The organism is Sulfitobacter sp. R86518 (assembly GCF_042466275.1).
Taxonomy (GTDB): domain Bacteria; phylum Pseudomonadota; class Alphaproteobacteria; order Rhodobacterales; family Rhodobacteraceae; genus Sulfitobacter; species Sulfitobacter pontiacus.
Map to the genome: position 1 here is coordinate 1 of NZ_JAXHCA010000004.1, position 25,201 is coordinate 25,201.

Below are 25,201 nucleotides of genomic sequence, written 5' to 3' on the forward strand. Positions count from 1 at the left end.
CCCCTTGGACACGGAACCTCCGGTCATATCTGATGTTGCAGATATCGCTGTAGACACGGATGCGGGGGTCAACACAGCTTCGGTTACCCTTGCCGCAGAAGTTACCGACAATTCCGGGGAAACTATTTTCCCAATATTTTCGATTGAAGGCACTGTTATCACCAGCCCCTATGACTTTGCTGTCGGCGCCACGACCGTATTCGTGGATGCCCAGGACAGCGCAGGGAACGACGCAGTGCAACAGACCTTTGTGGTAACCGTGACGGATACGACGCCTCCGGATGCGCCGATTATTTTAACACTGGTTGCCACTCCGGACAGCCGTGTAGATCTTGTCGGCACTGCAGAACCGGGCAGTACCATAACGATAACATTCCCCGATGGTGGCACCCAAAGCGTGACGGCGGATGCCGATACAGGGGCGTTCACCGTGACCTCCGATACGCCGCAGCAATCGGGAAGGGTCACACTTGTTGCAACGGACGCTGCGGGAAACAATTCCACACTCGCGAATGTCGACTTTGTTGGCGATGATACACCACCGACGATCTCTATCGGCACGTTGAGTGGATCTGCCAATGGGACTTATACCGCTGCAATCACCCTATCCGAGAACAGCACTGACTTTGGTGTCGCCGATCTTACCATAGGGAACGCAACTGCAACCCTCACCGGCTCAGGAACCACCTATATCGCGACACTGACCCCGGACGCTGATGGCACAATCACCCTTTACGTTGCCGCAGGCACGTTCACCGACTTCGCAGGGAACAGCAACGAAGCCTCGAACACAGTCAGTGCCGTTTTTGACGGAACCGCCCCAACTGTCAGTATTTCCGGAGCGCCCGAGAGCCTTGCGGGTAACAGCTCTTTCTCTGTCACCGTCACGTTTTCGGAGCCTGTCACGGGATTTGTCGCCGCTGATATCAATGCCACGAATGCTGCGGTGACAGGTTTAAGCGGCAGTGGCGCGTCTTATGTGGCGACATTGAGAGCGACGGGGACCGGGGACGTTCAGATAATGATCCCTGCCAATGTCGCGGCTGATGCAGCCGGAAACGGCAATCTGGCATCTAACGCGCTCGATATTGCCGATGTCACCGTGCAGCGGACACAGGCACTCATCGCATCCTACATGCAGACCCGTGCGAACCAGTTGGTCCGCAACCAACCCAGCCTGATACCGTTTCTGTCGGGTGCCGGACGGAATACGTTCAATTTCGCTGCGACACGCGGTTCGGGGAATTTTGATTTCGCGACCGGCGGCGACTATCCGGTCTGGATTCAGGCGAACGGATCATGGACAACCGACGGAAACAGCAGAAGTAAATACGTTTTCGGGGCACTTGGCAGTCACCGGACCCTCAACGAAAACCTGCTGGTCGGCGCAATGCTGCAATTCGACCATCTAAGCGAGGATACCGGTGTGGCGTCGGTCAGCGGGACAGGCTGGATGGTCGGCCCCTATTTCGTTGTCAGAAGTGCGAGCCAGCCGCTGTATTTTGAGGGTCGTTTGCTCTATGGCGAAACCAGCAACAACATTTCGCCCTTCGGAACCTACGAGGATAGCTTTGATTCCACACGTATGCTGGCTCAGCTGAGGGTTGCCGGAGAACTCAGCTTTGGCGCGACAACACTGAACCCTTTCCTGGATGCCTCCTATACCACCGATGACCAGAACGACTATGTGGACAGTCTGGGCAATACCATTCCCGAACAGGGCATAGCACTTGGGCAGATTGAGATCGGCACGGATTTCAGCACGATGCTCCCGGTCAGTAGCGGCGAGCTGGAGCTTTGGGGTGGCGTCTCAGCTATCTGGTCCCATACAAGTGGCAGCGGTTTTGCCTCGACCGTAACACCCGACTACGAGGGCGGCAGGGCGCGGATCGAACTGGGTGTTAACCGCACGATGTCCGCGGGCCAGAGTTTCTCCGCCGCGACCTATTATGACGGTATCGGTGCGAACGACTTCGAAAGCTACGGGTTGAGCCTCGGGTACGAAATGCAGTTCTGATGTGGCTCGTGACTTGCTGGCAATCGGCGGGGCAAGTCCGAAGGGGATATTATTCGTCGCCATAATGAGCGCTGACGAAAATGACCTGAACCGGCTTCAGCGCGAGAAGGTCCGGCAACTGGCGGATTGTGAATATCACGGCTGTCCTGCCATTTGGTTGCAGCATTTTCCAAAATGCGGCCAGACTGCGCGCGCAGAAGGCCCTGCCCGCTCCAGAGCGCGGTTCTGCATCTGCGCCCAGAACCCGCGCATGTCCTTGATCTCTACGCCTCCGGTTTTGGCGGCATCACGATTGCGGGTCAGAATATGGAGGTGGTGATTGCGCTGGTCGCCTGTGCGGGTCTGTACCGCGACATCCGCTGCACTGCCGTAGCGATCAACCAAAGCTTGAACAAAGTCGCGGGCCAGCGCCTCGCGGCCTTCGACAGCGTTCCACAAAGAAACACGGTCAGAGCCCCAGTCAGGGGCCGCAAGGGGGCAGAAGGATAAAAGGGCGCTCATACCTGCTTACGGGTGTAGCCATGCACCCTGCCCTCGCGCGCGCAGAGCAGACGCGCGCCCACGGCGGCAGTGGGCCTGCGCCCGACGCTGCGCTGGCCGCCCCTAGGGCTGATGGATCAAAGGCCCAGGCTCGTCCCTGCCATAAAAAGGGATTTCTCACACAGGTGCTTTTTCCCTTATCCTATCTCAGCGTTTGCTAGAGGTGTTAGGGTGCGTGTGAAAGGCTTGGCTGTTGTGGTTTGCTTTAGGCATCGTTTTTAGAGGGTCGGTCTTACGGGGTGTGAACGGCGGAGCAATACTCGGCCACGGTAGCGACGGCATAGTGTTGTCGCGGGCGGCGTAAAAGTCGTCCACTTTTGCCCTTTCGGATTTCGGGAGGGCTTGGGGATATACACCGTGGACTTGTATTTGAAGGTGCGTCACGCTCATTTCCAAGATGGATTGAGCGGGCGTCAGATTGCCCGGGATTTTGGGATCAGCCGGGACAGTGTTGCGAAGATGTTGGCCTATTCGGAACCGCCGGGATATCGGCGGACAGCGCCGATCAGGCGCCCGAAGCTGGATGCGTTCACCAGCCAGATGGACCAATGGCTTGCTGAAGACAGGAGCCGCCCTCGCAAGCAGCGTCACACCGCCAAGCGTATTTTCGAGCGGTTGCGGGACGAGTGCGGTTTTGATGGCAGCTACACCATCGTCAAGGATTACGTTCGAGACCGTAAGCGGACCGGCAAGGAGATGTTCGTGCCGCTGAGCCATCCGCCCGGTCATGCACAGGCCGATTTTGGTGAAGCGCTTGTCGTGATCGGCGGCGTCGAGCAGAAGGCACACTTCTTTGCCCTCGATCTGCCGCACAGCGACGCATGCTACATCCGGGCCTATCCTGCGGCCAATACCGAGGCGTGGCTTGACGGCCATGTCCATGCCTTTGCGTTCTTCGGCGCGGTTCCCCAGTCGGTTCTTTATGACAATGACCGCTGCCTGGTAGCCCGGATTCTGCCGGATGGCTCCCGGCAAAGAACCCAGCGGTTCAGCGCGATGTTGTCGCATTACGTGATCCGGGACCGCTATGGCCGTCCCGGCAAGGGCAATGACAAAGGGGCCGTGGAGGGGCTGGTCGGCTACGGACGTCGCAACTTCATGGTGCCGATCCCGTCCTTTCCGGACTGGCACGCGTTCAACGCTCACCTGGAAGAGCAGTGCCGCAAGCGCCAGGGTGATGTTCTGCGTGGCCACAAGGTCAGCATCGGGGAACGGCTGAAGGCCGATCTCGCGGCGATGCGGGATTTGCCCGGCACCCCCTTTGAGGCCTGTGAGTTGCAAAGTGGCCAGGTCACATCGACATCGGTGGTGCGTTATCGCGGCAATGATTACTCGGTGCCGGTTGCCTACGGCCACCGTGCGGTCTGGATCAAGGGCTTCGTGACCCGGGTTGTTATCGGCTGCGGCGCCGAGGTGATCGCTGAGCATTCGCGCTCCTATGACACCGGCGACATGGTGTTTGATCCACTGCATTACCTGGCGCTGATCGAACGCAAGATCATGTCCTTCGATCAGGCCGCGCCTCTGCAGGGCTGGGAGTTGCCCGAAGCGTTCAAAACCCTGCGCCGACTGCTGGAAGCCCGGCAGGGAAAGGCCGGCAAGCGCGAGTATGTGCAGGTCCTGCGCCTTCTGGAGCGCTTCGAGATTGACGTGCTGCATCTTGCCGTCAAAGATGCCCTGCGAATGGGAGCGGTCAGCTTCGATGCAATCAAGCACCTGATCTTGTGCAGGGTCGAGCAAAGGCCTCCGAGGCTGGATCTGGATGTCTATCCCTTCCTGCCCAGAACCAACATCACCACCACCTCCGCCGCATCCTACATGAGCCTGCTGGCAGGAGGTGGGGCATGACGGATGCACCCGAACTGCTGCTGGCCCACCATCTCAAAACGCTTCGGCTGCCCACGTTCTTGCGTGAACATGACAAGCAGGCCCGTATCTGCGCCGCTGAAGGCGTAGATCACGTGCGTTACCTGGCCCGGCTGACCGAGCTGGAACTGATCGACCGGGAACGGCGCATGGTGGAACGCCGGATCAAGGCCGCAAAGTTCCCGACCATCAAAAGCCTGGACAGCTTCGACTTCAAGGCGATCCCGTCGCTCAACAAGATGATGGTCCTGGAGCTGGCGCGCTGCGAATGGATCGAACGCAAGGAGAATGTGATCGCGCTCGGTCCCTCCGGCACCGGCAAGACCCATGTCGCCCTCGGGCTGGGACTGGCTGCCTGCCAGAAAGGATTGCCTGTCGCCTTCGTGACCGCCGCAGCCCTCGTGCACGAGATGATGGAGGCCCGCGACGAAAAACGCCTCCTGCAACTCCAGCGCAAACTCGCCAAGGTCAAACTGCTGATCATCGACGAGCTGGGATTCGTCCCCTTGAGCAAAACCGGCGCCGAGCTTCTGTTCGAGCTGATCTCACAGCGCTACGAGCGAGGGTCGACCCTGATCACAAGCAACCTGCCCTTCGAGGAGTGGACCGAAACCTTCGGCACCGAACGCCTGACCGGCGCGCTGCTGGACCGGCTGACACACCACGTCAACATCCTAGAGATGAACGGCGAAAGCTACCGCCTCAATCAAAGCCGCGCCCGCCTCGCCGCCGCTAACAAATGAACCTCACAGAATTGGCCTGACGGCCAATGCGCCTTGGACCGGGCTTGCTATATGAGGGCCGCACGCTCCAAGGCGCTCGCCCCAAACTGGCCGACTTTTGCTCCGCCACAATGGCCGAATTTTACTCCGCCGTTGACACAGTCAGAAGACTGTGACCACCGACAGTGGGAAAGTCATCTTGGACATTCCGCGCGACCGCAACGGCACCTTTGATCCGCTGTTGATCGCCAAGTATCAGCGTCGCTTTCCCGAGTTCGACCGCAAGATCGTCAGCATGTATGCACGCGGTATGACGACCCGTGAGATCCAAGGGCACATTGAGGAGATTTACGGCTTTGAGGTATCACCCAGCTTGATATCGGCGATCACTGAGGCCGTGATGGACGAGGTCACCGCCTGGCAGAGCCGGCCACTGGAACCCTGCTATCCCGTGGTGTTCATGGACGCGATACGCGTCAACATCCGCAGCGATGGAGCGGTCTCGAACAAGGCGGTCTTCGTGGCCTTGGCGATCCGTCCAGACGGCACCCGGGACGTTCTGGGGCTGTGGTTCCAGGCCAACGAGGGTGCCAAATTCTGGGCAAAGGTTCTGAATGATCTACGCCACAGGGGCGTTCAGGACATTCTGATTGCCGTCGTCGACGGCCTCAAAGGCTTCCCCCAGGCCATTGAGGCGGCTTTCCCGGAAGCCCAGGTTCAAACGTGCATCGTTCATTTGCTGCGCCACTCTATGAGCTTTGCCAGCTACAAGGACCGAAAGGCCGTGGCGACAGCCCTGAAGGCGGTCTACACCGCCTTAGACGTCGAAGCAGCAGAGGCTGCGCTGGCCGAGTTCGAGGAGAGTGATCTGGCCAAGCGCTATCCGGCCATCGCACCGAGCTGGCGCAGAGCCTGGAACGAGGTGATCCCGTTTCTCGACTACCCGCCCGAAGTGCGCCGACTGATTTACACCACAAATGCCATAGAAGCCCTGAACTCGAAAATTCGGCGTGCGGTGCGAACCCGCGGCCACTTCCCGAGCGATGAAGCTGCGGCAAAGTTGATCTACTTGGCGCTCAATGCTACTTCAGCCGAGTGGAAGCGATCTGTGCGTGAGTGGCACCGCGTCAAAAGCCAACTCGCCATCATGTTCGAAGAACGCTTTCCCATGGCGTAACTAAAGGCGTCAGGGCACAAAATTTCGCACACTCCCACCTGCAAAGCCAACTTCGGACACTTTTTGTAGACGACCTTCATCCTCCTTATCTGTGCATGCTCCATTTCCAGCTAACGGCACAGGCGATGTTCAACCATCGGCTTACAAATGCCTACGAATTCGAACCACGTGGCGAGCGGGTTCTGTGGCTGGCATCGGAATACAACCGAGCTGGCCTTGACGTTGGAATGAGTCCGTTCCTGAATAATGCAAAATCGGTCGACACGCTTGATTCAGCCTGGGCCGCATCAAAGAAGAAGAAAGAGCGGCACGCGGCCAGAGCTCTGGTCGATATTCTTACCGAGCTAGACTGTTTGAGTGACCCATCGCGAAGTGCTGCAGGGCAATATCTGAGGGCGCTCTTGCACCGAATGCTGCGCATCAGCCTTCAAACCAACACCGTGCTTACAGCTCCCCTTCCGGCAATCGATGCTGAAGGTGGGCACCGGCTTCTCGTTGGTGTTGCCGCTGGAAACACAGGGACGCGCGGCGTCATCGAGCAAAGACTGACTGATTGCATCGCGCTCCGTGAAGCTGGAGACTTGGCACAATGGCGTCTCCGAGGCTTTGGAGACTCCGTTTTTACGACCAACACCTCACAGAAGAAATTGGGTGATGCTGAACTCAAACACGCCACCGAAAACCGGATAATCGCTGTGGAAGCGCATGGCGGTCGACTAACGGAGAAATACGTTCAAGATCACCTTTTCACCATGCGGAACGTCATACCACTCCGGCTGGAAGAGTTGGAAGACCGGGCTCCGATTGGTGACTGGGCATTAGAGCTGCAGTTCTTTGCCCATGATTTGGACAACGGGCTTTCAGAAGATCATATAGTTGAAGGCCTTCCCGTACACATCAACTACAGGCGCTTTGCGGATGTTGCCGGAATGCCAGTGGATGGAGACTTCCTGGCTCTCCTGAGTACCTATTTTACAGAGCATCTCAACGCGGTGCACGTTCACTCCCGAACGCGACAGGCGGTATTGAATTTGATCTAGGCAACTCCAAGCCAATTTTCTCGGAAAGCCTGATAACTGTTATCTGTTATCTGTTATCTTCTGCGGCCATCGATCTCTGCAGAGGTAGGGATGTCGATGCCTCCTGCCCTAAGGCATTCATACAAAAGTTCTTTCTTAGTAAGCCCGCGCCTCTTCGCCTCGAATGCAAAGGCTTCCTTGATGGGTTCTGGCACATTCGTGAAAGAGAACTGGACGCGCGGGGCGTCCTTCAAAGCAAATGACTTTGCTCTGCTGACACTTGGTAACGGTGCCGCCATTGCCTTCAACTTCTTTGAGCTGTCGTCTGCGTCCAGATCGTCGTCAAGGTTTACGCTGACTTTGGCCATGACCCGCTCCTGTAGAAACTGATTAGGCCCCTGCCCTGCAAATCCGCCAGAACCGACTGAGCCGACCGTCGCGCCGATCCCTGTGGGGCTTGCCCTGTAGAGGTCATTTCCTTGAATCCTGTCCGATGCGCGCACATGGCGTTCAGCCGAGGCACATTTTGGGTATCGAGAGCATCGACAATGGCCTGCGTGATGTTTGTTTGTGTATCCACGTCCATCATCACGACCAGGGCCGGAATCTCTTTTTCCATTGTCTCAGCAACACTTTGAACATGTGAATAGGTTCGCTTGGCTCCCTTGGCGTCAGCTTCGTTGGCCTTCGATGGTATCAGGATGAGATTGGCAGCCGCGATGGCGTGCATTGCCATCGCCGACTTGAAGCCTGCTGTATCCACAAAGATTGCGTCATACGGCGGATCAGCCTTCTTCAATGCCTTGACGGTTGGCAGAAGCTTTTCGTCATCTTCTTCGTATAGCCAGTCGAGATCAGTCTGTTCTTTTTTTGCCCATGATTCCAAGTGCCGCTGAGGGTCTGTGTCAATCACGGCGACCCTTGCACCATCCTGAACCATCAGGCTTGCGATGGCCGTCAGAAGTGTCGTTTTTCCCGCGCCGCCCTTTTCTTGCACTACGCTGATAACCTGCGTCATGGCCTGCCTCCATTTTTCCGTAACCCTTAACCCTCAACCAATAACTGTCAACACTTAACAGATATCAGGTATCAGGTATCTGTTAAGTGTTATGGAGCCTTGCCCTTGCGCTCATACCATTTCCGGCAAAACCCTATAAAAGCGGCATCCGGGTGACGTGGTGGGTCGTTCATCCACATCCGCCATTCCTGCTCAAGCGCGTAGACATCCCATGTGGGGGCTGCCTTTCGAGCCTGATCGTAAGCGTCAGAGGACAAACGCACCAATACTTCTGAAGCGAACGACGGGCTATCGCCGTAAATCTCTAAGAACTCAGGCTTTGGAGTAATTTCCAGTACATCATGCAAAAGCCTGAAGCGATAATCGGGCATGTGGGACTGCGCTTCATCCGCCCTGCAGATCGCTTTTACAAGGCGTTTGAACTCTTTTGCTGTAGAGGTCGAGCCTGTCTTGTGTTGCAGCTTATCCAACCCGATCCGCCAGATATCCTGCTTTCCACAGTGCTTTCGTGCCAACTCATACAAGCGCCGTTCCAAGGGTTTGCGGAGCTGGAAATAGGCTTTGTTGAGTGTCAGCACGTTCTTGTTCTCGATGGCCTTGACGAGCCAGTCACCCATTTCCAGCTCGACGCTAAGAAGGCGTCCTGTGGAGTCCTCTTTGACGATCCGCGCGTCGGTGATGAATGAAATCGAACGCCACTCACCTATGCCGTGGTCATGAATGTTCGTTTCGATCTGCGTAAACTGAAGGCGGGTGAGAGCACGTCGAAGCGTTGCGTAGGCCTGTCCGGTAGTATGGCGGTTTGTGGCCTTCAGCAGATCATGGGCCGAAATCCGGACACGACGACCGATCTCCTGACCTTCGTTCTTCGCTGCCATGAGTTGGCTCAGAACATAAATCAGAATATCCCTGTCGAAGACATTTGCGCGGCCTTCCTCAGCCGCTGGCGTGATCTTCACCTTCACGTTGCCTTGTTCGTACTCGAATGCGGCCAGGTCCTTTTTGACCGAGAGCGAGAACAGGGGGTGTTCCATAGAAGCACGGTCACTCTTAGGCGTGGCATCCAGGATGTCACAGACAAACAGGTCCGGCTCAGTGTGCCGCTGCGGTAGCAAAGCTGTTCTTTTTCGGGGCCGTGCCATTATTCGATAATCTACCCACCATTATTCGACAGTCTGCCCACCAGAGGCGTGCATTGTTCGATACTCTACACACCTTTCTTCGATAGTCTACCCACCTTTCTTCGATACTCTACACACCGGCAGGCTAAAATGTGGTGGAATCAAGAAATGAAATCAGTGTGTTGCGGAGATAGCGATTCTCGTAACACCTTCTATAACACATATATAACACACAGCTTCCGAGTCAGAGCTGATCATCGCCATCACATAACCGCTCACCTTCGATAGAAGACGCAGGCATCGACACCCGTGGTTGTCGTGGTCCAGGACGCCCCGAGGACAGCACATGTGGAAGCGTTGCTGGCCAAGAAGCGGGGAAGCGTCACCGTCAGCACCAGGGCCAGAACCAATGCACCCAGTCCAAACCAAGGCAGGCGGCTTTTGAGACGATCCGCTTTCTGTTCCCGTTCGAACACATCTCGATAGGCTTTGGACCTGTCATCTTCCGATCTGGCCAAGACCCCGATGGTCTTGTCCGTCTGGACGCCAAGGCGTCGGACAATCTCGGTCATTGCGTCTGCCGTTGCGCCCAGGTGGCTGTCGAGGGTCTGGCCCAGAAGATCCCCGTATTTTTTCGGATTGGTTTGGTCCCGTGCAGCGAAGGCAGCGATCCGCGCTTCTGTGAATCGCCCCGGATTTACCGGAGACCTATAGCTTCATTTCACGCGACCATATCGAGCACGTCGTGCTGTGCATAGAAGTTCTGTTCAGCCTCTGCTGGCGGGATGTTTCCGATGGGACCAAGTAGACGCCGGTTGTTGAACCAATCGACCCAGCCGAGGGTGGCCAGTTCCAGATCCTGCATGTTGCGCCACGGTCCTTGGCGATGGACCAGCTCTGTTTTGTAGAGACCGTTAATTGTCTCAGCGAGGGCGTTATCATAGGAATCCCCGACGCTGCCTACCGACGGTTCGATGCCAGCCTCAGCCAAACGCTCGGTGTAACGAATGGACAAATATTGACCGCCGCGATCCGAATGGTGAACCAATCCACTTTTCTGGACCGGCCGTCGGTCATGCAGGGCCTGCTCCAAAGCATCGAGAACAAAGTCCGTTTTGGCGGATCGTGAGACCCGCCATCCGACGATGCGATCAGCAAACGTATCGATGACGAAGGCCACATAGACAAAGCCCTGCCACGTCGACACATACGTAAAATCGCTGACCCAGAGAAGGTTCGGAGCTGGTGCTCGGAACACGCGGTTCACCTTGTCACGCGGACAAGGCGCTGACGTGTCAGGCACGGTTGTTTTGACCACCTTGCCCCGCACAGCCCCACGGATGCCAATCTGTTTCATCAACCGTTGCACCGTGCATCTTGCAACCTCAAAGCCCTCACGTTTCAACTGATGCCAGGCCTTGCGCACCCCGTAGACCTGATAATTCTCATCCCAGACACGTTTGATCTCCGGGCGCAGCTCTGTATCCCGCTGATACCGGGCAGAAGCTTTGGCCGGATCAGCGAGGCATGCCAGACGATGGTAATAAGTTGACGGCGCAATCGGCAACACCCTGCAGATTGACTCGACACCGTAAACAGCCCTTTGATCATCAATGAAGCCGATCATCGCTTGAGTGGGCGGTCGAGTTCCGCCTGCGCAAAATAAGCTGATGCCTTGCGGAGAATTTCATTCGCTTGGCGCAGCTCACGGTTTTCCCGTTCCAGCGTCTTGATGCGATCACGCTCTTCGGTTGTCACTCCGTCGCGCATGCCGCTGTCCTTCTCAGCCTGCTTGACCCATCCGCTCAAGGTTTGGGGAATACAGCCGATCTTGGGTGCAATGGCCGCGATCGCGCCCGCCTGCGTTTCGTAGGAGCCTTGATGCTCGAACACCATTCGGACCGCGCGAGCGCGGACCTCTGGCGAGTAGCGATTTGCCATTTTGCTTTTTGTCATAACCATCATCCTTACTTAAGTTGATGGTCTCCGACAAACTCGGGGCGATTCACTGTGGCAACCTTGATCTGCTTGTCCGCCACGGCGGTCAGATCGTCAATCCTGTCGGACATGCTGGCGACAGCCGTTGCCATGAGATCGAGTGTTTCGCGCAGATCATCGTCGGAGAGGGCAGGGAGGTCGGGTTGGTCTGGCATCGAGTGGCGTCCTTCGGATTACTGGTCCTGTGGGACAAACAGTCCCTTGAACTCGGGATCGGCGTAGTAGCGCAGCTTCTGCGCGACGGCGGTGGCGTGCCCCTGCACGCGCAGGAGCTGGTTTTCCGGGCGGAGCTGCATGATTTCATCTGGAGTGAGCAGATCGCGGCCCGTGAGGTTGTTGCTGAAGCTGGGGCCATCACCGGGCTTGAAGCTGTCAGTCTGGAACCCGGCAGTTTCCTGGCCCATCATCTGGCTCAGCCACTTGGCCGTCTCGAAGTCATTCACCCCGAAGACCTGTTGCACCCCGGCATTAGCAATGAAGGTGCCAGCCCGTTCGCCATAGAGGTCCTTGAGCTGGCTCATGTCCTGCAGGATCGGCCAGAGCTGAAGCCCATAGCCCGCCATCAGCCCCATGGCGCGTTCTACGGCCTCCAAACGGCCCAGGGCGGCGAATTCATCGAGCAGGAAGAGGGCAGGGGCCTTGAGGCGCTCAGAACGGCCCTCTGACGCGCTCTGAGGCCGCTCAGCGTCCCGTGCGATGTCCTGAAGGGCCTGAGAGACCAGAAGGCGCAGCCAGCGGCTGTAGGCGTCCATGCGGTTCGGGGGCAGCACCAGAAACACCGAGGTGACCCGGTGGCGCAGATCGGAGAAGTGGAAATCCGACCGCGATAGCACTTTGGCAATGCGCGGGCTGTCGAGAAAATGGGTGTGACGCTGTGCGTTGGATAGCACCGAAGCCGCTTCGCGATCCGCCTTGCCGAGGAAGCGGTTGGCGGCGCGGGCAATCAGCCCGCTCGCCGCATCACTGTCCTGCATCAGCTCCAGCAGCGCGCGGAACTTTTCCGGGGGCAGGGTGAGATATTCCCGGACGGTGGCAAGAGACCGGCGGTCGCGATCCTCGTGGCAAACACAGAACATGATCAGCCCGCCGAGGATGGCCTTGGCCTCCTCGTTCCAATGCGCTTCCGTCACCTGTCCCGGCGGGTCCATGACCAGGGCTTCTGTCAGGGAGGCGGCATCCTCGCCCAGATCGAGGCTGTCCGGTGTTAGCCGGTCGAGTGGGTTGTAGGCGGCAGAGGGCATCCCGGAGACCTCAAACGGATCGAGGACATGGACCGTTCCGAACCGCCGCCGGGCTTCCCCGGCGATCCGGGCATTCTCACCCTTGGGGTCGATGACCAGAACCGAGCGTTCCGCCGCCAGCAGGTTTGGGATCACAGTGCCGACGCCTTTCCCGGCCCGCGTCGGGGCGAGGGTGATCAGATGGGCGGGACCGTCATAGCGCAGCAGCCGCCCGGTGTGCGGATTGCGCCCGATCAGAAGGCCGTCTTCCCGCTGGAGCTTCTTCAGCTCCTTGCGGTTGGCGAACCGGGCGGAGCCGTGGCTGTCGCCGATCAGCCCGAAGAAGGCATCGGCCCCGGAGGCCATGCGCCAGTATTGGAACCCGAAGATGCCCCCGACAAAAATGAACGGACCGAAGACCAGCCACTGCGCCGCGCTTTCACCGGGCGGCTGGTCAAAGAAGGCGAAGACGAAGGGCGTGGCCACGAGCGCCCCGATCATCGCGCCGAACAGGACAGCGCCGATCATCCAGCCCAACAGGATGGGCGTGAAGATCAAACGACCGAAGAACCGGAACAGCCCTCCGAAGACGCGCATCACGCCCCGCATCAGGACGGCGTTTCCGGATCAGAGCTGGACGGGGCAGGGGAGGCCGACCCGGTGGGCGCCCCCCAGTCCGCGAATGCTTTGCGGTCCTGTTCACGGGGCAGGTTGCGGATCAGCCGGTCGAGCATCGCGGCAGCCCCGGAATCGCGTTCCGCCAAGTCCATGAGCGCGCCGCCCAGGATCACCTTGCGCCGCGTGTCGAGCTTGCGCTGTCTGGTGGCTTCCCGGTTCTTCAGCGCCTGAAGACGGGCCTTGGCCTGGGCGTATCGTTTTTCGGCCCGTTCGAGTTCGGTCTCTGCCAATGCGCGTCTCCATCTTTGAAAAGAGCAGGTGGACAGGTTGGTCTTGTCAGATCGAGCGATAGCGCTTACCCGTAGGCCTGTAAAGGACAAGGGCGCACTTATGCAAACTCTTCACCTGCGGTTCCGAGCTTTGCGTGCGATCTCTCTGGGGCCACGCCCCGACCGATGGTCATCCCCTTCGATCCGTACCGTATCGACATGGAAGGGCGTGCCGCCCCTTCCAAACCATCCCAGCCCAACCTCAGCGGTTGGATCGCGTCCCGCAAGGTCGCGCCAGCGTCTCGCCCGATGCCCCACGGAGGGGGCCGGTCTGCTGCTGGCGTCTCCCTTGCGGGAGGTTCGTGTCGTCGGACCTGACGGTGCCGACACGAACCGGGTTTGCCCCCGGCAAACCGCCAGTGATCTACCCCCATATCCCGCCCCCCATGAGGCTGGGGATTTGGGGACAGATCACTGGCAAGCCCGCGCCTTGGCGAGCCGTTGGCTCGCCTCAAGCGGGCTGTCTTTTCCCCTCAGACCGCGCCGGTTCCGGGCGCGATCCTACGAAGAAAAGACGGCTGATCCGGTGCCCAATGTCAGGGCATCGGCACGGATCAGCTCCGGCGCGTGGGCGCGTTTGCATCACAGGCGAGGGGAGGGCGCATGGCCAGCTACCACCTCTCCGTGAAGACGATCAAACGCAGCGCCGGGCGCTCCGCCACGGCAGCCGCGGCCTACCGTGTCGGGGAGCGCATCGAGTGCCAGCGCGAAGGCCGTGTCCACGATTACACCCGCAAGCAGGGCATCGAGGAGACCTTCATCCTGACCCCGAAGGACGCCCCGGACTGGGCCTCGGACCGGTCCCGCCTCTGGAACGAGGTCGAGGCCAGCGAGACCCGCCGTAACTCCGTCACCGCCCGCGAATGGGAGCTGGCCCTGCCCTCCGAGATCAGCGCCGAGGACCGGTCGCAGATCACCCGTCAGTTCGCCGAGGAACTGGTCAGCCGCTATGGCGTGGCCGCCGATGTGGCGATCCATGCGCCCCACCGCGAAGGCGATCAGCGTAACCATCACGCTCATGTTCTGACCTCCACCCGGAAGCTGGAAGCCGGGGGCTTTACTGCCAAGACGCGCGTGCTCGATTCCGCGAAGACTGGCGGCGTCGAGATCGAGCAGATGCGCGGTCTCTGGGCCGAGTTGCAGAACCGCGCGCTGGAGCGTGTCGGTGAGGTCGAGCGCGTCGATCACCGGTCGCTTGAGAAGCAGCGCGAGACGGCGCTGGATCGAGGCGACAAGCTGACGGCCGAGGAGCTGGACCGCGACCCCGAGCTGAAGCTGGGGCCAGCGGCCAATTCCATGGAGCGGCGGGCGAAGGCGATGGCCGAGCGTCAGGGCCGGGAATACGTCCCGGTCACCGAGCGCGGCGCGGTTGTCCATGCCGCTCGCCAAGCCCGCGCCGCCTTCCGCGAAATGCGTGAGCGGCTGGATATCGCGCGGGAGACCTACGGTATCGAGCGCGAGGCCGGGCAAGGCCGCATTTCTGCCGGTCTGGCGGCACTCCGGGCCTCGACCTCGAAAGAACGCGGTGAACGCAATCCGGGGGATTTCCGGGAGCGGTTGTCGCAGGTCGTGGGCCGGTCACGGGACCAAGACGACACGCAAAAGCCGGAAGGCCGCAATTACGCGCGAGAGCGGCTGAAGGAGATCATGGAGAAGGACGCCGGGCGCGACGGCCAGGCGGCGGTTCACAAGCTGGACGGTCACAGCGAGTATGATCTAGGCGAAGACACAAGCCGCGAGGCGCGCAAGCCGTCCGTCAACGAGCGGCTGAAGGATGTGATGAACAAACCGCGCGAGCGGCTAGAAATTGAGGACGAGCGCGACCAGGAGAAGGATCAGGAGGTCGAGAAGGATAGGGACATCGACCGTGATCCAGGTCTCAGTCACTGACGAGGCGATGAGAGGTCGTTTCCCCATTCTTCATGGGAATGCTCGCCTGAGAGAACCCGACACCAACAAGGAATGAAATCACGCCGGTTGCCGTCTTGAATTCGCGCACCCTGATCGCATTCTGCGTCACGCGCGTTCTGGCAGTGACAAGGATTTTCTCCTGCCCATCACTCCCAACCGTCCGCATGATCCACAGGCCGTACCAGCTTGGTCCCTTGCGTTCAGGATCGGCTTTGCACAGCACTTCGACCGTGTGTCCCTCCTCAGCAAGTGCCCGAAGGCCTTGTTCGGTGGTGACGTTTAGTTCGAGGTCAATCGTCTGGTTCATCGCGCATACCAACAGAAACAATGATGGTCGTCTTGTGCCTGAATCTAACAAAGGCATCAATCGTATATTATCGAGTAGATATGGCTCGATAGAGTTCAGTGATCCCGGCGCACGCCGGTCTCGCTTTGAGCGATAGACAGGGCAGGGGTTCGACGGGCTGACACCCACTCACCCCGGCCCTGACAGGTTCCAAATCCTGTTGATCCGCCTGCCATCCTGTCAGGTCCGAGAAAACCGGCAAGCGCCGCCTGCGGCGTCGGTTCCGGTCGAGAATTCCGGTTCCTCCCACGCGCAGGCACGCGGTTCCCTCCCAAATTCACGCCCTCCACCCGGTTGTCACGGCCCCGCCAGGCCGCAGGACGGGCTTTGCCCTTACCTGCTCTGCCCTTCGGAATGCATGGGCATTCCAAAGATCAGAACAGGAAGGCCCGCCCATCGGCGGAAAGGGAAAGAGACCCGGCCCGCGTCACTCAAAGGAGGGTCACAAATGACCGCAGAGAAGTTTGACGTTTATTCCCATGTTACAAATCAGATCATCGCGCAGATCGAGGCTGGAACGCCGCCCTGGCGTAAGCCGTGGACCGGTGGCGGGGTATCGGTCAGCTTGCCGGAACGGTTCAACGGCGAAGCCTATCGGGGCATCAACATCCTGATGCTTTGGGCCACGGCGATGGCCAAGGATTACAGCTCAGCTCGCTGGATGACGTTCAATCAGGCCAAGCAGCTTGGGGGTCATGTCCGCAAGGGCGAGAAATCCGCAACAGTGGTGAAATACGGCACGGTCGAGCGCGAGGACGAAAACGGCGAGGAGCGCCAGATCCCCTATGCCAAGGCCTACCGCGTGTTCAATGCCGATCAGATCGAGGGCCTACCCGCTGAATTCTATATCCTGCCCGACCCGCCCCGTGATCTTGGTACCGTGGCCGATCCCGAGCTGGAGGCGTTCTTTGCCGTGACTGGCGCGCAGATCGACGTGACCGAGGAGCCGCGCGCCTATTACAACATCAAGACCGACCGCATCCACATGCCGCCGATCGCGACCTTTCACAGGGCCGCAGGATATTACGGCACCTTGGCGCATGAGCTGACCCACTGGACAGGGGCGACAAAGCGGCTTGACCGCTTGGGCCGGTTCAATGACCGCAAGGCCTACGCGTTCGAGGAGCTGGTCGCGGAAATCGGCAACTGCATGCTTTGCGCGCAGATCGGGGTAGAGCCCGAATTCGACCAGAGCGCGGCCTATGTCGAAGGATGGCTTGAGGCGATGAAGGAAGACAGCCGCGCGATATTCCGCGCCGCGTCCGAGGCCCAGAAGGCCGTGGATTACATCATGACCCGCACCGCGCAGGCCGACCGGATGGCCGCCGAGTAACAGCCCGCGCCGCCGAACAATCGAGGCCCCCGTCAGCAGGCGGGGGCCTTTTTGTGTTTCGGTCTGATCTTGGTGGTGGGCGGTTTCAGGGTGACCTGTTGGCGGGCAACCAAAAGGCTACCCGCCGACAGGCCCGGCGCTTCGCGCGGACGCCCCTAAAGGGGCGGATGCACCACGGTTGTGAGTCCTTGGAGAAGAGACGGCTTCAGACGTCACTTAGTCAATCGCTACGCAGTATGAACGCCGCTCTATCGTGCAGTTCGTCAAATGTCAGGATGTCGATGGTACGGCATTCGCGCCGAAACAGCTCGAATGTGTCGCGCATGATCTGTGCCCCTCGTTCATCTTCGGCAAATTCCTTCCGGGAGCCAATGACTAGCACCGATTTGGCATTTCGTGTCCGAGCCGCAAGCTTGTCTCCGTCCTTGTTCCAGTGGTCACCGCTCTGAGCAAATGACAACCACTCCGCCTTCTGTTGGATGATCTGTGATACCGCGCTTGTGAATTCTGTACTGAATTCCCATGTCCCGGCCCGGCCTCCCTTCGACGGTTTGAAAATCTTGGTATCGGGTCGCTTAATCTCGACAAGGACCGTGTAGTCTGTGAACGTACCGAGGAAATCAACAATCGGCTTGTTCCGGTTATCAGTCCCGCCACCGCTTCCAACTACCATCTCGCGCCCGAATTGGCGCATGATACGGTAATCGAGTCCATATCCAAAAACCCACTGTTCGCGCTCGAAAAAATTCTGCCAATCTGTCTCCGCCCAATCACCAGCTTTTAGGCGATCCGTGAACACTTGCAGACCCTGTCGACGTCCGAGCAGTAGATTAATTTCATCTGATGTCAGAGAGCCGCGTAGTGCTTCCAGAATGGTTTCTCGCTGTCCAGTATCCATCTGTCGTACTTGCTCGACAACACCGCGCTCAGACGCGTCAATAATGGCCTTTGGGCCTTCTCCTTGAGAGATGTCCTCGATTTGGAAGTTTTCCTCGTTGGAGAGGTCCACGAAATTGATTTGGTGAAGGAAGGCCAAAAGCCGTTTGAGTTCGTCCCCACGGAAGGTAAACTCATTTTCCTCGTAGCCCTGTATCCAGTCATTTTTCCGAGACTGATAGGTCTGCAACGATACTCGTCGCACCTGCTGATCATCCTGCGACACCAAAGCCGTAACCTGCGTCTTTCGCTTTTCTCCCGTCAGTCGCAAACACATCGCGCCTTCAATTTCTCCGAAATGAAGACTGTCCGATCCTTCTATGACCATTCGTACATGCCGGAAGCGCTCTACGTGCCTTTCATCGAACTTGAAGACCCTGGAAATATAGGTCTTTCCTGATTTGCGAAGCTTGAAAAAATTTGCATCATCCATGGCCTGCAGAGTGTAGGCACAATCCGTATCGGCACAAGCTGGTAACTTTTTTAGAATTCATAGGGAGAGAAAGTTTGCGCACAATGGACCCCGCTCGTGTACGCGCTTCCTTCGATGCGCAACTGACGGAAGCGATTGCATTCTACCACACCGTCAAAGCTTCATTGCATTCCGCTGCAGATGTTACTCGCTTGAGTGCGTCGACGATGATTTCGGCCGCCACGTTGTGGGAGAGCTTTTTGAGCGACTTGATCGTGGCCTACATCAACCGTGATCCCAGCCAGTTTGCTATTCACCTGAAACACGCTCTCAACCAAGACTTAACGGACAAGCAAAAGCAAATCTTGAACCGATATGCCTCGTACACGGCTCCAACCAGCATTGATCGAGCGACGATCATCTCGCTCATCGACAACGATGGGAACAACATCACGTTCAGCAATGCCCAAGTTCTGAAGAAAGGCGCGAAGCGATGGGTCACCACAGCCAACATGGCGGGCATAACGGCCCTTACCGGGCAACAGATGGCTATCATCAATCTTTGGATTGCCCTTCGAAACCATATTGCTCATGACAGCGAAAGATCAAAGGTGGCCCTTCAAAGAGCGGTTTCCCAAGGGGCATTGCACGGGACTGGCCTACACCGCGCTCAAAACGCTATCCATACTCCTGGTGTCTATCTGAAGTCGAAGCACCGCCAACCCATCGGGAATCCCCGCATCGAAGAAATCCTTGGCCACATGCAACAGATCGCTGCTGCTATCTGAAAGATCCCTGTTCAAGTCAAATACGGTGGCCTCTGCTCTGGACGAGGGAGGAGCCAGCCAGACAGTTTGTGACCAGCAAAAGGGGGGTACAGTGACACGTAATGCATTTCATCAGACTGCAACACATTGATTAATTTAGGTAAAACTTCCTTTCAAAAAAAGCCGCCCAGTGCAAGGATGTAATATTAATAAATTAAGCAGTGTGACACTTTATGTCTGAGATCGAAGCGCTACTCAAACAGGACGGTCCGACCAGAGCGGCGGCACTAGCGGAAAAGCTGGCCTCAAAGACTGGCATCAAGGCAGAAGCGGCACGGCAACGCTTAGCGCGAGCCCGACCACCCATCCGAAAATACCCTCTATTTCTCCTGCCGAAGCGTGAAGGTTTCTTCTATCTCGAAGAACAACGCAACACGGAACGCTACTGGTCCAACTTGCAGCGTGACCTGCGTGCGACCGGCTCGATCTACGGTCTCGCCATCGACGCGTTCATGGCACGAGGAGGCATCGTCCCCCAGGATGAGTTTGCCGTCATCAGCGGCGCGCCTGTAGCGCTGAAGCGCCAGATTCCAACGGAAAGCGTTGCGAAGATGCTGGTTGATCTGGGTGTTATTGCCGTCCAGGACCTGGCTGAACTTGGCCCCTGCTATGTCGCGAACGAATATGCAGTAGCACATCCGGAACCGTCCTCTGTCATTCGTACCCGGTCTCTGGTTGAAGGGGTCATCCTCGATGGATTGCGCGAATGGGTTCGCAAGAACGGCTTTGCCAGCTACGATAAGATCGCGATACGGGGTGAAGACCATCCGCGCATGGTCGGTCAATTCAAGTGGGATTTGACGGGGCCAAGCTACCTCATGCCCCTGCGCGGCCCCAAATCGCAGAACGGATTCTTCGTTGCCGACGTGTTCAGTGACATCAGGATGGACGCTGAGGCTGTACGGTACTTCCTCCGAAAGGCTGTACTCTACAGACAGACCTCACGCAGCGGCGACATCCTCCCCTTGTTGATGGCAGAGAGCTTTACAGGCGAAGCCCTCACCCTGTGCCATAAGGCAGGGATCATACCCGGCACGCCTTCGAACCTCTTTGGAAACAAGGTTGGCGCTGCAATCATGGCGCTGACCGCCACTCTCAAGAATGCCGCTGGCATTGCCATCAACAACCCTGAGAAACTCTACACTCTGCTCGACAGTCTGTCGGAGATTGAGGGGGCAGCCGGAAACATGCGCGGCATCCTGTTCGAGTTAATCGTCGTGCACTTAGCAAAGAAGACGTTTGGTGGAGGCTTGGAAATGGGCATCAGCGCCAAACATGCCAAAACAGGAGAAAGCGCGGACATCGACGTTCAATGTGTAACCGAGGACAGGATCAGGCTCATCGAATGCAAGGGCAGAGCGCCAGGAGGCACCGTTGCGCTGTCCGAGGTTGAGCACTGGCTAAAGAAGCTTCCGGTCTTCCAGAGCCATCTTTCTAGAATGCCGCATCTGAGCGAGCGTCATCAGGAGTACATGATTTGGACAACGGGTACGTTTGAACCGGACGCAATTACCTTTCTCGAAGTCGAGAAGCTCAAACGGACAAAAAGGCCTATTTCATGGAAGGACGGGTCCGATGTGCGCCAGCTTGCGCGAGATGCGAGGCTGAAAGTGTTGGGAAAGGCTATGGACGAGCATTTCCTGCGTCACCCACTCTCGGCGTAGGAATGACCATCCGCCCTTCGACTGACTGTCGTGGATCACACTGATACAATCGAAAGTGTTTGCCATCGGCTGTCGATGATGAAGCGCGACCGGCTGGTGCTGGTCCCACTGCCACAACTTTCATGCCAAATACGGTGGATTCTGCCCCCCTGCCCCTCGCAGGAAGGATCAGCGACTTAGCGCGGCCAAAAACTATCGGCAGAACTGGCGCGGTTCTGACAGGTTTATGACCAGTCCATTTTGCCGCAAAAACGACCCTTTTTGCGGCAGTCAGTCGCTTGCCGACAAGCCTTTTGTCGTTTTTCACAAATAAGTTCAGCAGCCTGTCACAGACGGTTCAGTGAACGGCCGCAGCGTCGAAGCAGCCGTTCGCGCAGATCGCAGCGAACGGCTTGAGGGAGCCCAGAGTAACCGATGTTACGCTGCGAATGAACGTCAGCTAAACCACTGATCGACTTGCAAAAGAGTGTCTTTAACACACGTATCCAAGTCGTTTGAGACCATCGACCTCGCTGTCTGGAAAACCTTCGGTCTGCAAATTCTCGTTTGGAGCGCGTTCAAGTCCGGCAAGCGGCTGCAACAAGGAAAACTTGACTCGCTTCTTACCTGACGTCATCCTGACGCAACACGGTAAATCTGAGGGGCAAAAAATGTCTGATTTCAAACCTGAAGAACTCCAGAAACGACTAAACAGCGATAGCGATTTTCGGGTAAAATTTGCATCCGACCCCAAGAGCGCGATTGCGGAGTATGGCGGCGATGTAAGCGATGACGACGCTGAGAAGTTGAAGGCTGCGACTGCACCAGCATCGACTATGGCGGACGACACAGTGTCGTCGATCATTCCAGTTCCTTATCCAATTCCAATTCGCTGATTGTCTAATTGGAGAGGTGAGAGCGTGGACGTTAAAATTTGCGTTCCTCCCTACGCGTTCACGAGCATACCTTCGCTTGGAACAAGCATACTTAAAGCGGGGTGTGAGGCGCGTGGTATCTCTTGTGTAGTTGACTATGCCTCCTTAAGATTTAGAGACTTAATCGGTGAAAATGAATACTTTTTATTAGCGTCCTGTGAAGAGTATCCTTTCCTTGGGGAGCTTTCCTTCGTTCGTGAAGCCTATCCTGAACAAGCACTAGCCGAAGACTACGTTTTGAAGTGCTTGTCTCGTGAAACTCAGGTTTTGTCGTGTAAATCTAGAAATACGCTGGGAATTACTCGCGTGATTTCCCGCGACATTGCTTTCGTTCAGAACATTCTGGATAGAATTCCTCAGTTTCTCGAGGAGACGTGCGACAATCTCCTTTCTGGGTCTCCCAAAATTATTGGTTTTTCTAGTACTTTTCAGCAGACAAACCCTATCATTGCCATTTCTAAGATAATTCGTAGACGAGCGCCGGATGTGAAGATCGTCTTTGGCGGCGCCAATTTTGATTGGCCAATGGGGAGTGCTTGGTCTAAAAATCTTCCTCATGTTGACGCAATTTTTTCTGGAGAGAGTGATAACGATTTTCCTGCATACTGTCAGGCGGTGCTGAACGAGGTTAGAACGGCAGCTCCCACTCCCGCGGTTGTTCGGTGCACTCCGGTGGAGCATATGGATAGTATCCCCATTCCTGATTATGGAGAATACGTTGCGGCGAACTCCACTTCAAGATTTCCCGAACCTGCGCCAAAAATTGTATTTGAAGCTTCTCGAGGTTGTTGGTGGGGCGCGAAACAGCACTGCACTTTTTGCGGCCTTAACTCTAACGGCATGACAGCACGTTACAAAAGCCAGGAGAGGCTTTCGACCGAGCTGGCTAAATTGGTTGAGAAGTATAGTCCAAGTTGGATGCAAGCGGCCGACAATATTCTGCCTGTAAAACGAAAGCTTGATGTGCCTACTGCAATTATGGAGTCGGGACTTGGACCATCATATTTCTTCGAGGTGAAGGCTAACCTTACTGAAGCTGAGATAAATGAGCTTACATCCTGCGGTATTAAGGCGATTCAACCTGGAATCGAGAGCCTCTCAACCCGAACCCTTAAAGAAATGAGAAAGGGAACTACAGGAGCGAAGAATATAGCGCTCTTACGGAACTGTATGGAGGCAGGAATATATGTTTCCTGGAATTACTTATATGGCTTCCCAGGTGAAAGTCGTGCCGATTTTGAGGGTATCATAGAGATTATTCCAGCTATCTCTCACCTGTCTCCACCGGAAGGTTTCGGCCCCATCAGATTTGACAGGTATAGCCCCTATCATAGCGATCCAGAGAGCTTTGGGGTAGATGAGGTGAAACCGTTTAGGCACTATTTAGATATTTTCCCATTTTCCCGGAGCCATGACGAAATTGCCTATCATTTTAGTAGTGCTCAGCCGCTAGGGATCAACGCGGATAGTGACTTTTTGAGCTTCTTTGGTAACAGGATTCAGAATTGGATAGACTGCTGGGAAAGAGAGGAGCGTCCTTATCTGCGTCTTTCCAAAATTAATAGTGACTATTACTTGATTGAAGATACACGATCCTTGGCCAACGAGCAGTTTTCAGTGGTTGAGCGAACGGTTGCGGATGCCTTAAGTGCACTCCGAACGCCAATATCTGTTTTTGATCGCGACCAAATGTATAACGAGCTGATTGACCGAGGGTGGGTAGTTGAGCTGGACGGCTTGGCCGTATCAGTCGTGATGGCAGCATAGGTCGAAATAATCACCCTAATTGCTGATGATAGTCATAGGCCGATCACCTATTTCAAAAAGCCTAAAGGTTTTTAGTGTCGCAGAATTAATCGATTTTGTCATCGACCCACTGCGGACGTTGAGAGCAGGAAGACGAAAGGCAGCTAAGTCCGCATAGCAGCCAGCGGACCTAATCCGGGTCTGCGTCCGCTTTGGCACTTCCTGTATCCAGCGCTCTATATACGGTCATGCGCGAAACCCCCAGGTCTCGGGCAATCTGGGCTTTGGATGTGCCCGCTGCAGCCAGTCTCTGAATTTCAGCGTCATCGACCTTCTTCTGCCGCCCCTTGTAGATCCCCTTGCCCTTTGCGGCGTTGATCCCTGCGCGTTGGCGGTCGCGAATGAACTTCAGCTCCATGTCAGCGACCATGCCGAGGACAGTGATCACCATGCGCCCCATGTCGCCGGCCGTCGTCACCTCGGGTTCAAGGATACGCAACGACGCGCCCTTCGCATCCAACTCATGCACCAGATTCAGAACGTCTCGGGTTGACCGCCCAAGGCGGTCGAGGCGATGCACGACCAGCTCGTCACCTGCACGCAAAAACTCCAGGACGGTTGCCAGTTCGGTGCGACCGTCACGGGATGCTCCAGAGCCGGTTTCGGCGCGGACAATTTCACAGCCTGCCGCCTTCAGTTTGGCTTTCTGGATTTCGAGATCCTGACTTGTTGAGCTGACGCGGGCGTAACCGATCTTGGGGTCTGATGCCGGAGAGTGCAGGATCCTACGCTAAGCGCTGAGAACTCGTTTCCCGTAATCGCGTAGATTGCCGTTCGGATCGACATATCTGTAGAGCGTGACTGGTTTCACCCCGAGATCTTTGCAGAGCTCTGAAACCGATGTGTCGCGGCTGGCCATGGCAGCTTGGGCCATGCGGACCTGCGTCTTTGTCAGCGCAAACTTCCTGCCACCTTTCCTGCCACGGGCGCGGGCGGCTTGGAGCCCGGCCATTGTGCGTTCGCGGATCAACTCGCTTTCAAATTCGGCCAGAGCCGCAAAGATACCAAATGAAAGGCGACCAGCCGCAGTCGTGGTATCGATCTGCGCGCCTTGCCCGGTGAGCACTTTGAGGCCAACGCCGCGCTCGGACAGCATGCTGACAGTCTTGACCAGGTGATGCAGGCTGCGGCCCAATCGGTCGAGTTTCCACACAACCAGAACATCGCCTTCACGCAATGCCTTGAGGCAAGCCTCCAGACCAGATCGGTCATCCTTCTTGCCGGACGCCAGGTCCGAGTAAATCTGTTCGTCTTCAACGCCCGCTGCGGTCAAGGCATCCCGTTGCAAGTCAAGGGACTGACTGCCGTCAGCTTTCGAAACACGTGCATAGCCGATCAGCATGTTTCACAAACGTTCGTTTGAGACGATCTGGAAAACGACGCGCTTTCAGTCATCCGAACTATTCC

At 57.0% G+C, this 25,201-nt stretch carries 23 protein-coding genes, 1 pseudogene and 1 other annotated feature; of the genes and pseudogenes, 11 read left to right on the plus strand and 13 right to left on the minus strand.

Features of this window, described 5'->3' with window-relative positions; translation table 11 throughout:
* A partial coding sequence (locus SJY36_RS00540) for an Ig-like domain-containing protein (protein WP_386172365.1) occupies positions 1-2,017 on the plus strand: 2,017 nt, incomplete at its 5' end.
* Between the two features lie 135 nt (positions 2,018-2,152).
* Here SJY36_RS00540 and SJY36_RS00545 read toward each other — a convergent pair.
* On the minus strand, positions 2,153-2,518 hold the full coding sequence (locus SJY36_RS00545; RefSeq protein WP_342580354.1) for a MobA/MobL family protein: 366 nt from the start codon (positions 2,516-2,518) through the stop codon (positions 2,153-2,155).
* A gap of 387 nt (positions 2,519-2,905) precedes the next feature.
* On the opposite strand from SJY36_RS00545, the gene istA reads away from it, so the two are divergent.
* The 4 genes and pseudogenes from istA (at position 2,906) to SJY36_RS00565 (ending at position 7,362) form a co-directional block, all read left to right on the plus strand.
* The gene (gene istA / locus SJY36_RS00550; RefSeq protein WP_139246466.1) at positions 2,906-4,405 is read left to right on the plus strand and encodes an IS21 family transposase; all 1,500 of its coding nucleotides are present in this window, start codon (positions 2,906-2,908) and stop codon (positions 4,403-4,405) included.
* Positions 4,402-5,166, plus strand: a complete 765-nt coding sequence (istB, locus tag SJY36_RS00555) for an IS21-like element helper ATPase IstB (protein ID WP_058317429.1) — start codon at positions 4,402-4,404, stop codon at positions 5,164-5,166. Before istA ends, istB begins: the two co-directional genes overlap by 4 nt.
* Before the next feature lie 139 nt (positions 5,167-5,305).
* A pseudogene (locus SJY36_RS00560) lies at positions 5,306-6,322 on the plus strand (IS256 family transposase); the annotation flags it as partial.
* Positions 6,323-6,417: 95 nt separating this feature from the next.
* Positions 6,418-7,362 carry a hypothetical protein gene (locus SJY36_RS00565; protein WP_386172370.1) on the plus strand — a complete coding sequence of 315 codons (945 nt, stop codon included), beginning with the start codon at positions 6,418-6,420 and terminating at the stop codon, positions 7,360-7,362.
* A 53-nt stretch (positions 7,363-7,415) separates the two neighbouring features.
* Here SJY36_RS00565 and SJY36_RS00570 read toward each other — a convergent pair whose 3' ends face one another.
* The 8 genes from SJY36_RS00570 to SJY36_RS00605 form a co-directional block, all read right to left on the minus strand.
* Positions 7,416-7,709 carry a hypothetical protein gene (locus SJY36_RS00570; RefSeq protein ID WP_386172373.1) on the minus strand — a complete coding sequence of 98 codons (294 nt, stop codon included), beginning with the start codon at positions 7,707-7,709 and terminating at the stop codon, positions 7,416-7,418.
* Positions 7,691-8,359 carry a ParA family protein gene (locus SJY36_RS00575; protein WP_259950551.1) on the minus strand — a complete coding sequence of 223 codons (669 nt, stop codon included), beginning with the start codon at positions 8,357-8,359 and terminating at the stop codon, positions 7,691-7,693. Before SJY36_RS00575 ends, SJY36_RS00570 begins: the two co-directional genes overlap by 19 nt.
* 89 nt (positions 8,360-8,448) lie before the next feature.
* Positions 8,449-9,501, minus strand: coding sequence for a replication initiator protein A (locus SJY36_RS00580; RefSeq protein ID WP_386172377.1), 1,053 nt, complete (start codon positions 9,499-9,501; stop codon positions 8,449-8,451).
* A gap of 254 nt (positions 9,502-9,755) precedes the next feature.
* The gene (locus tag SJY36_RS00585) at positions 9,756-10,052 is read right to left on the minus strand and encodes a hypothetical protein (RefSeq protein WP_386172379.1); all 297 of its coding nucleotides are present in this window, start codon (positions 10,050-10,052) and stop codon (positions 9,756-9,758) included.
* A gap of 149 nt (positions 10,053-10,201) precedes the next feature.
* Positions 10,202-11,436, minus strand: a protein-coding gene (locus SJY36_RS00590; protein ID WP_386172136.1) for an IS3 family transposase whose coding sequence is annotated in 2 segments (ribosomal slippage) — positions 10,202-11,142 and positions 11,142-11,436 — 1,236 coding nt in all. Because the reading frame shifts where the segments join, the coding sequence is not laid out codon by codon here.
* Positions 11,033-11,149 (minus strand) — a sequence feature (AL1L pseudoknot). It overlaps the preceding gene by 117 nt.
* An 11-nt stretch (positions 11,437-11,447) precedes the next feature.
* A complete protein-coding gene (locus SJY36_RS00595; protein WP_386172382.1) occupies positions 11,448-11,633 on the minus strand; it encodes a hypothetical protein in 186 nt (61 codons plus the stop codon).
* Positions 11,634-11,651: 18 nt separating this feature from the next.
* A complete protein-coding gene (locus SJY36_RS00600; protein WP_386172385.1) occupies positions 11,652-13,307 on the minus strand; it encodes a type IV secretory system conjugative DNA transfer family protein in 1,656 nt (551 codons plus the stop codon).
* Positions 13,307-13,606 (minus strand): mobilization protein, encoded by a 300-nt coding sequence (locus SJY36_RS00605; protein ID WP_386172388.1) that lies wholly within the window; start codon positions 13,604-13,606, stop codon positions 13,307-13,309. The genes SJY36_RS00600 and SJY36_RS00605 overlap by 1 nt, the downstream gene beginning before the upstream one ends.
* Positions 13,607-14,248: 642 nt before the next feature.
* Here SJY36_RS00605 and mobQ point away from each other — a divergent pair.
* Positions 14,249-15,535, plus strand: coding sequence for a MobQ family relaxase (gene mobQ, locus SJY36_RS00610; protein WP_386172391.1), 1,287 nt, complete (start codon positions 14,249-14,251; stop codon positions 15,533-15,535).
* On the opposite strand, the gene SJY36_RS00615 is transcribed toward mobQ, so the two are convergent.
* Positions 15,525-15,863 carry a hypothetical protein gene (locus tag SJY36_RS00615; RefSeq protein ID WP_065334475.1) on the minus strand — a complete coding sequence of 113 codons (339 nt, stop codon included), beginning with the start codon at positions 15,861-15,863 and terminating at the stop codon, positions 15,525-15,527. The genes mobQ and SJY36_RS00615 overlap by 11 nt on opposite strands.
* Before the next feature lie 487 nt (positions 15,864-16,350).
* On the opposite strand from SJY36_RS00615, the gene SJY36_RS00620 reads away from it, so the two are divergent.
* A complete protein-coding gene (locus SJY36_RS00620) occupies positions 16,351-17,235 on the plus strand; it encodes an ArdC family protein (RefSeq protein ID WP_386172394.1) in 885 nt (294 codons plus the stop codon).
* A 220-nt stretch (positions 17,236-17,455) separates the two neighbouring features.
* Here SJY36_RS00620 and SJY36_RS00625 read toward each other — a convergent pair whose 3' ends face one another.
* Positions 17,456-18,604 (minus strand): Shedu immune nuclease family protein, encoded by a 1,149-nt coding sequence (locus SJY36_RS00625; RefSeq protein ID WP_386172397.1) that lies wholly within the window; start codon positions 18,602-18,604, stop codon positions 17,456-17,458.
* 83 nt (positions 18,605-18,687) lie between these two features.
* Between SJY36_RS00625 and SJY36_RS00630 the strand changes: the two genes are divergently transcribed.
* From SJY36_RS00630 to SJY36_RS00645, 4 genes are all read left to right on the plus strand, one after another.
* Entirely contained in the window at positions 18,688-19,371 is a 684-nt protein-coding gene (locus tag SJY36_RS00630) for a HEPN domain-containing protein (RefSeq protein ID WP_386172399.1), read from the plus strand.
* Positions 19,372-19,583: 212 nt separating this feature from the next.
* The gene (locus tag SJY36_RS00635) at positions 19,584-21,074 is read left to right on the plus strand and encodes a hypothetical protein (RefSeq protein ID WP_386172402.1); all 1,491 of its coding nucleotides are present in this window, start codon (positions 19,584-19,586) and stop codon (positions 21,072-21,074) included.
* 650 nt (positions 21,075-21,724) lie between these two features.
* Positions 21,725-21,949 carry a hypothetical protein gene (locus tag SJY36_RS00640; protein ID WP_296034079.1) on the plus strand — a complete coding sequence of 75 codons (225 nt, stop codon included), beginning with the start codon at positions 21,725-21,727 and terminating at the stop codon, positions 21,947-21,949.
* 24 nt (positions 21,950-21,973) lie between these two features.
* Positions 21,974-23,755 carry a RiPP maturation radical SAM C-methyltransferase gene (locus SJY36_RS00645; RefSeq protein ID WP_386172405.1) on the plus strand — a complete coding sequence of 594 codons (1,782 nt, stop codon included), beginning with the start codon at positions 21,974-21,976 and terminating at the stop codon, positions 23,753-23,755.
* 169 nt (positions 23,756-23,924) lie between these two features.
* Here the strand turns inward: SJY36_RS00645 and SJY36_RS00650 are convergent, their stop codons facing one another.
* Both SJY36_RS00650 and SJY36_RS00655 read right to left on the minus strand, forming a co-directional pair.
* Complete coding sequence (locus SJY36_RS00650) at positions 23,925-24,518, minus strand: recombinase family protein (RefSeq protein WP_386172445.1); 594 nt, start codon at positions 24,516-24,518, stop codon at positions 23,925-23,927.
* 6 nt (positions 24,519-24,524) lie between these two features.
* Entirely contained in the window at positions 24,525-25,136 is a 612-nt protein-coding gene (locus tag SJY36_RS00655) for a recombinase family protein (RefSeq protein WP_386172408.1), read from the minus strand.
* Positions 25,137-25,201: the final 65 nt, after the last annotated feature.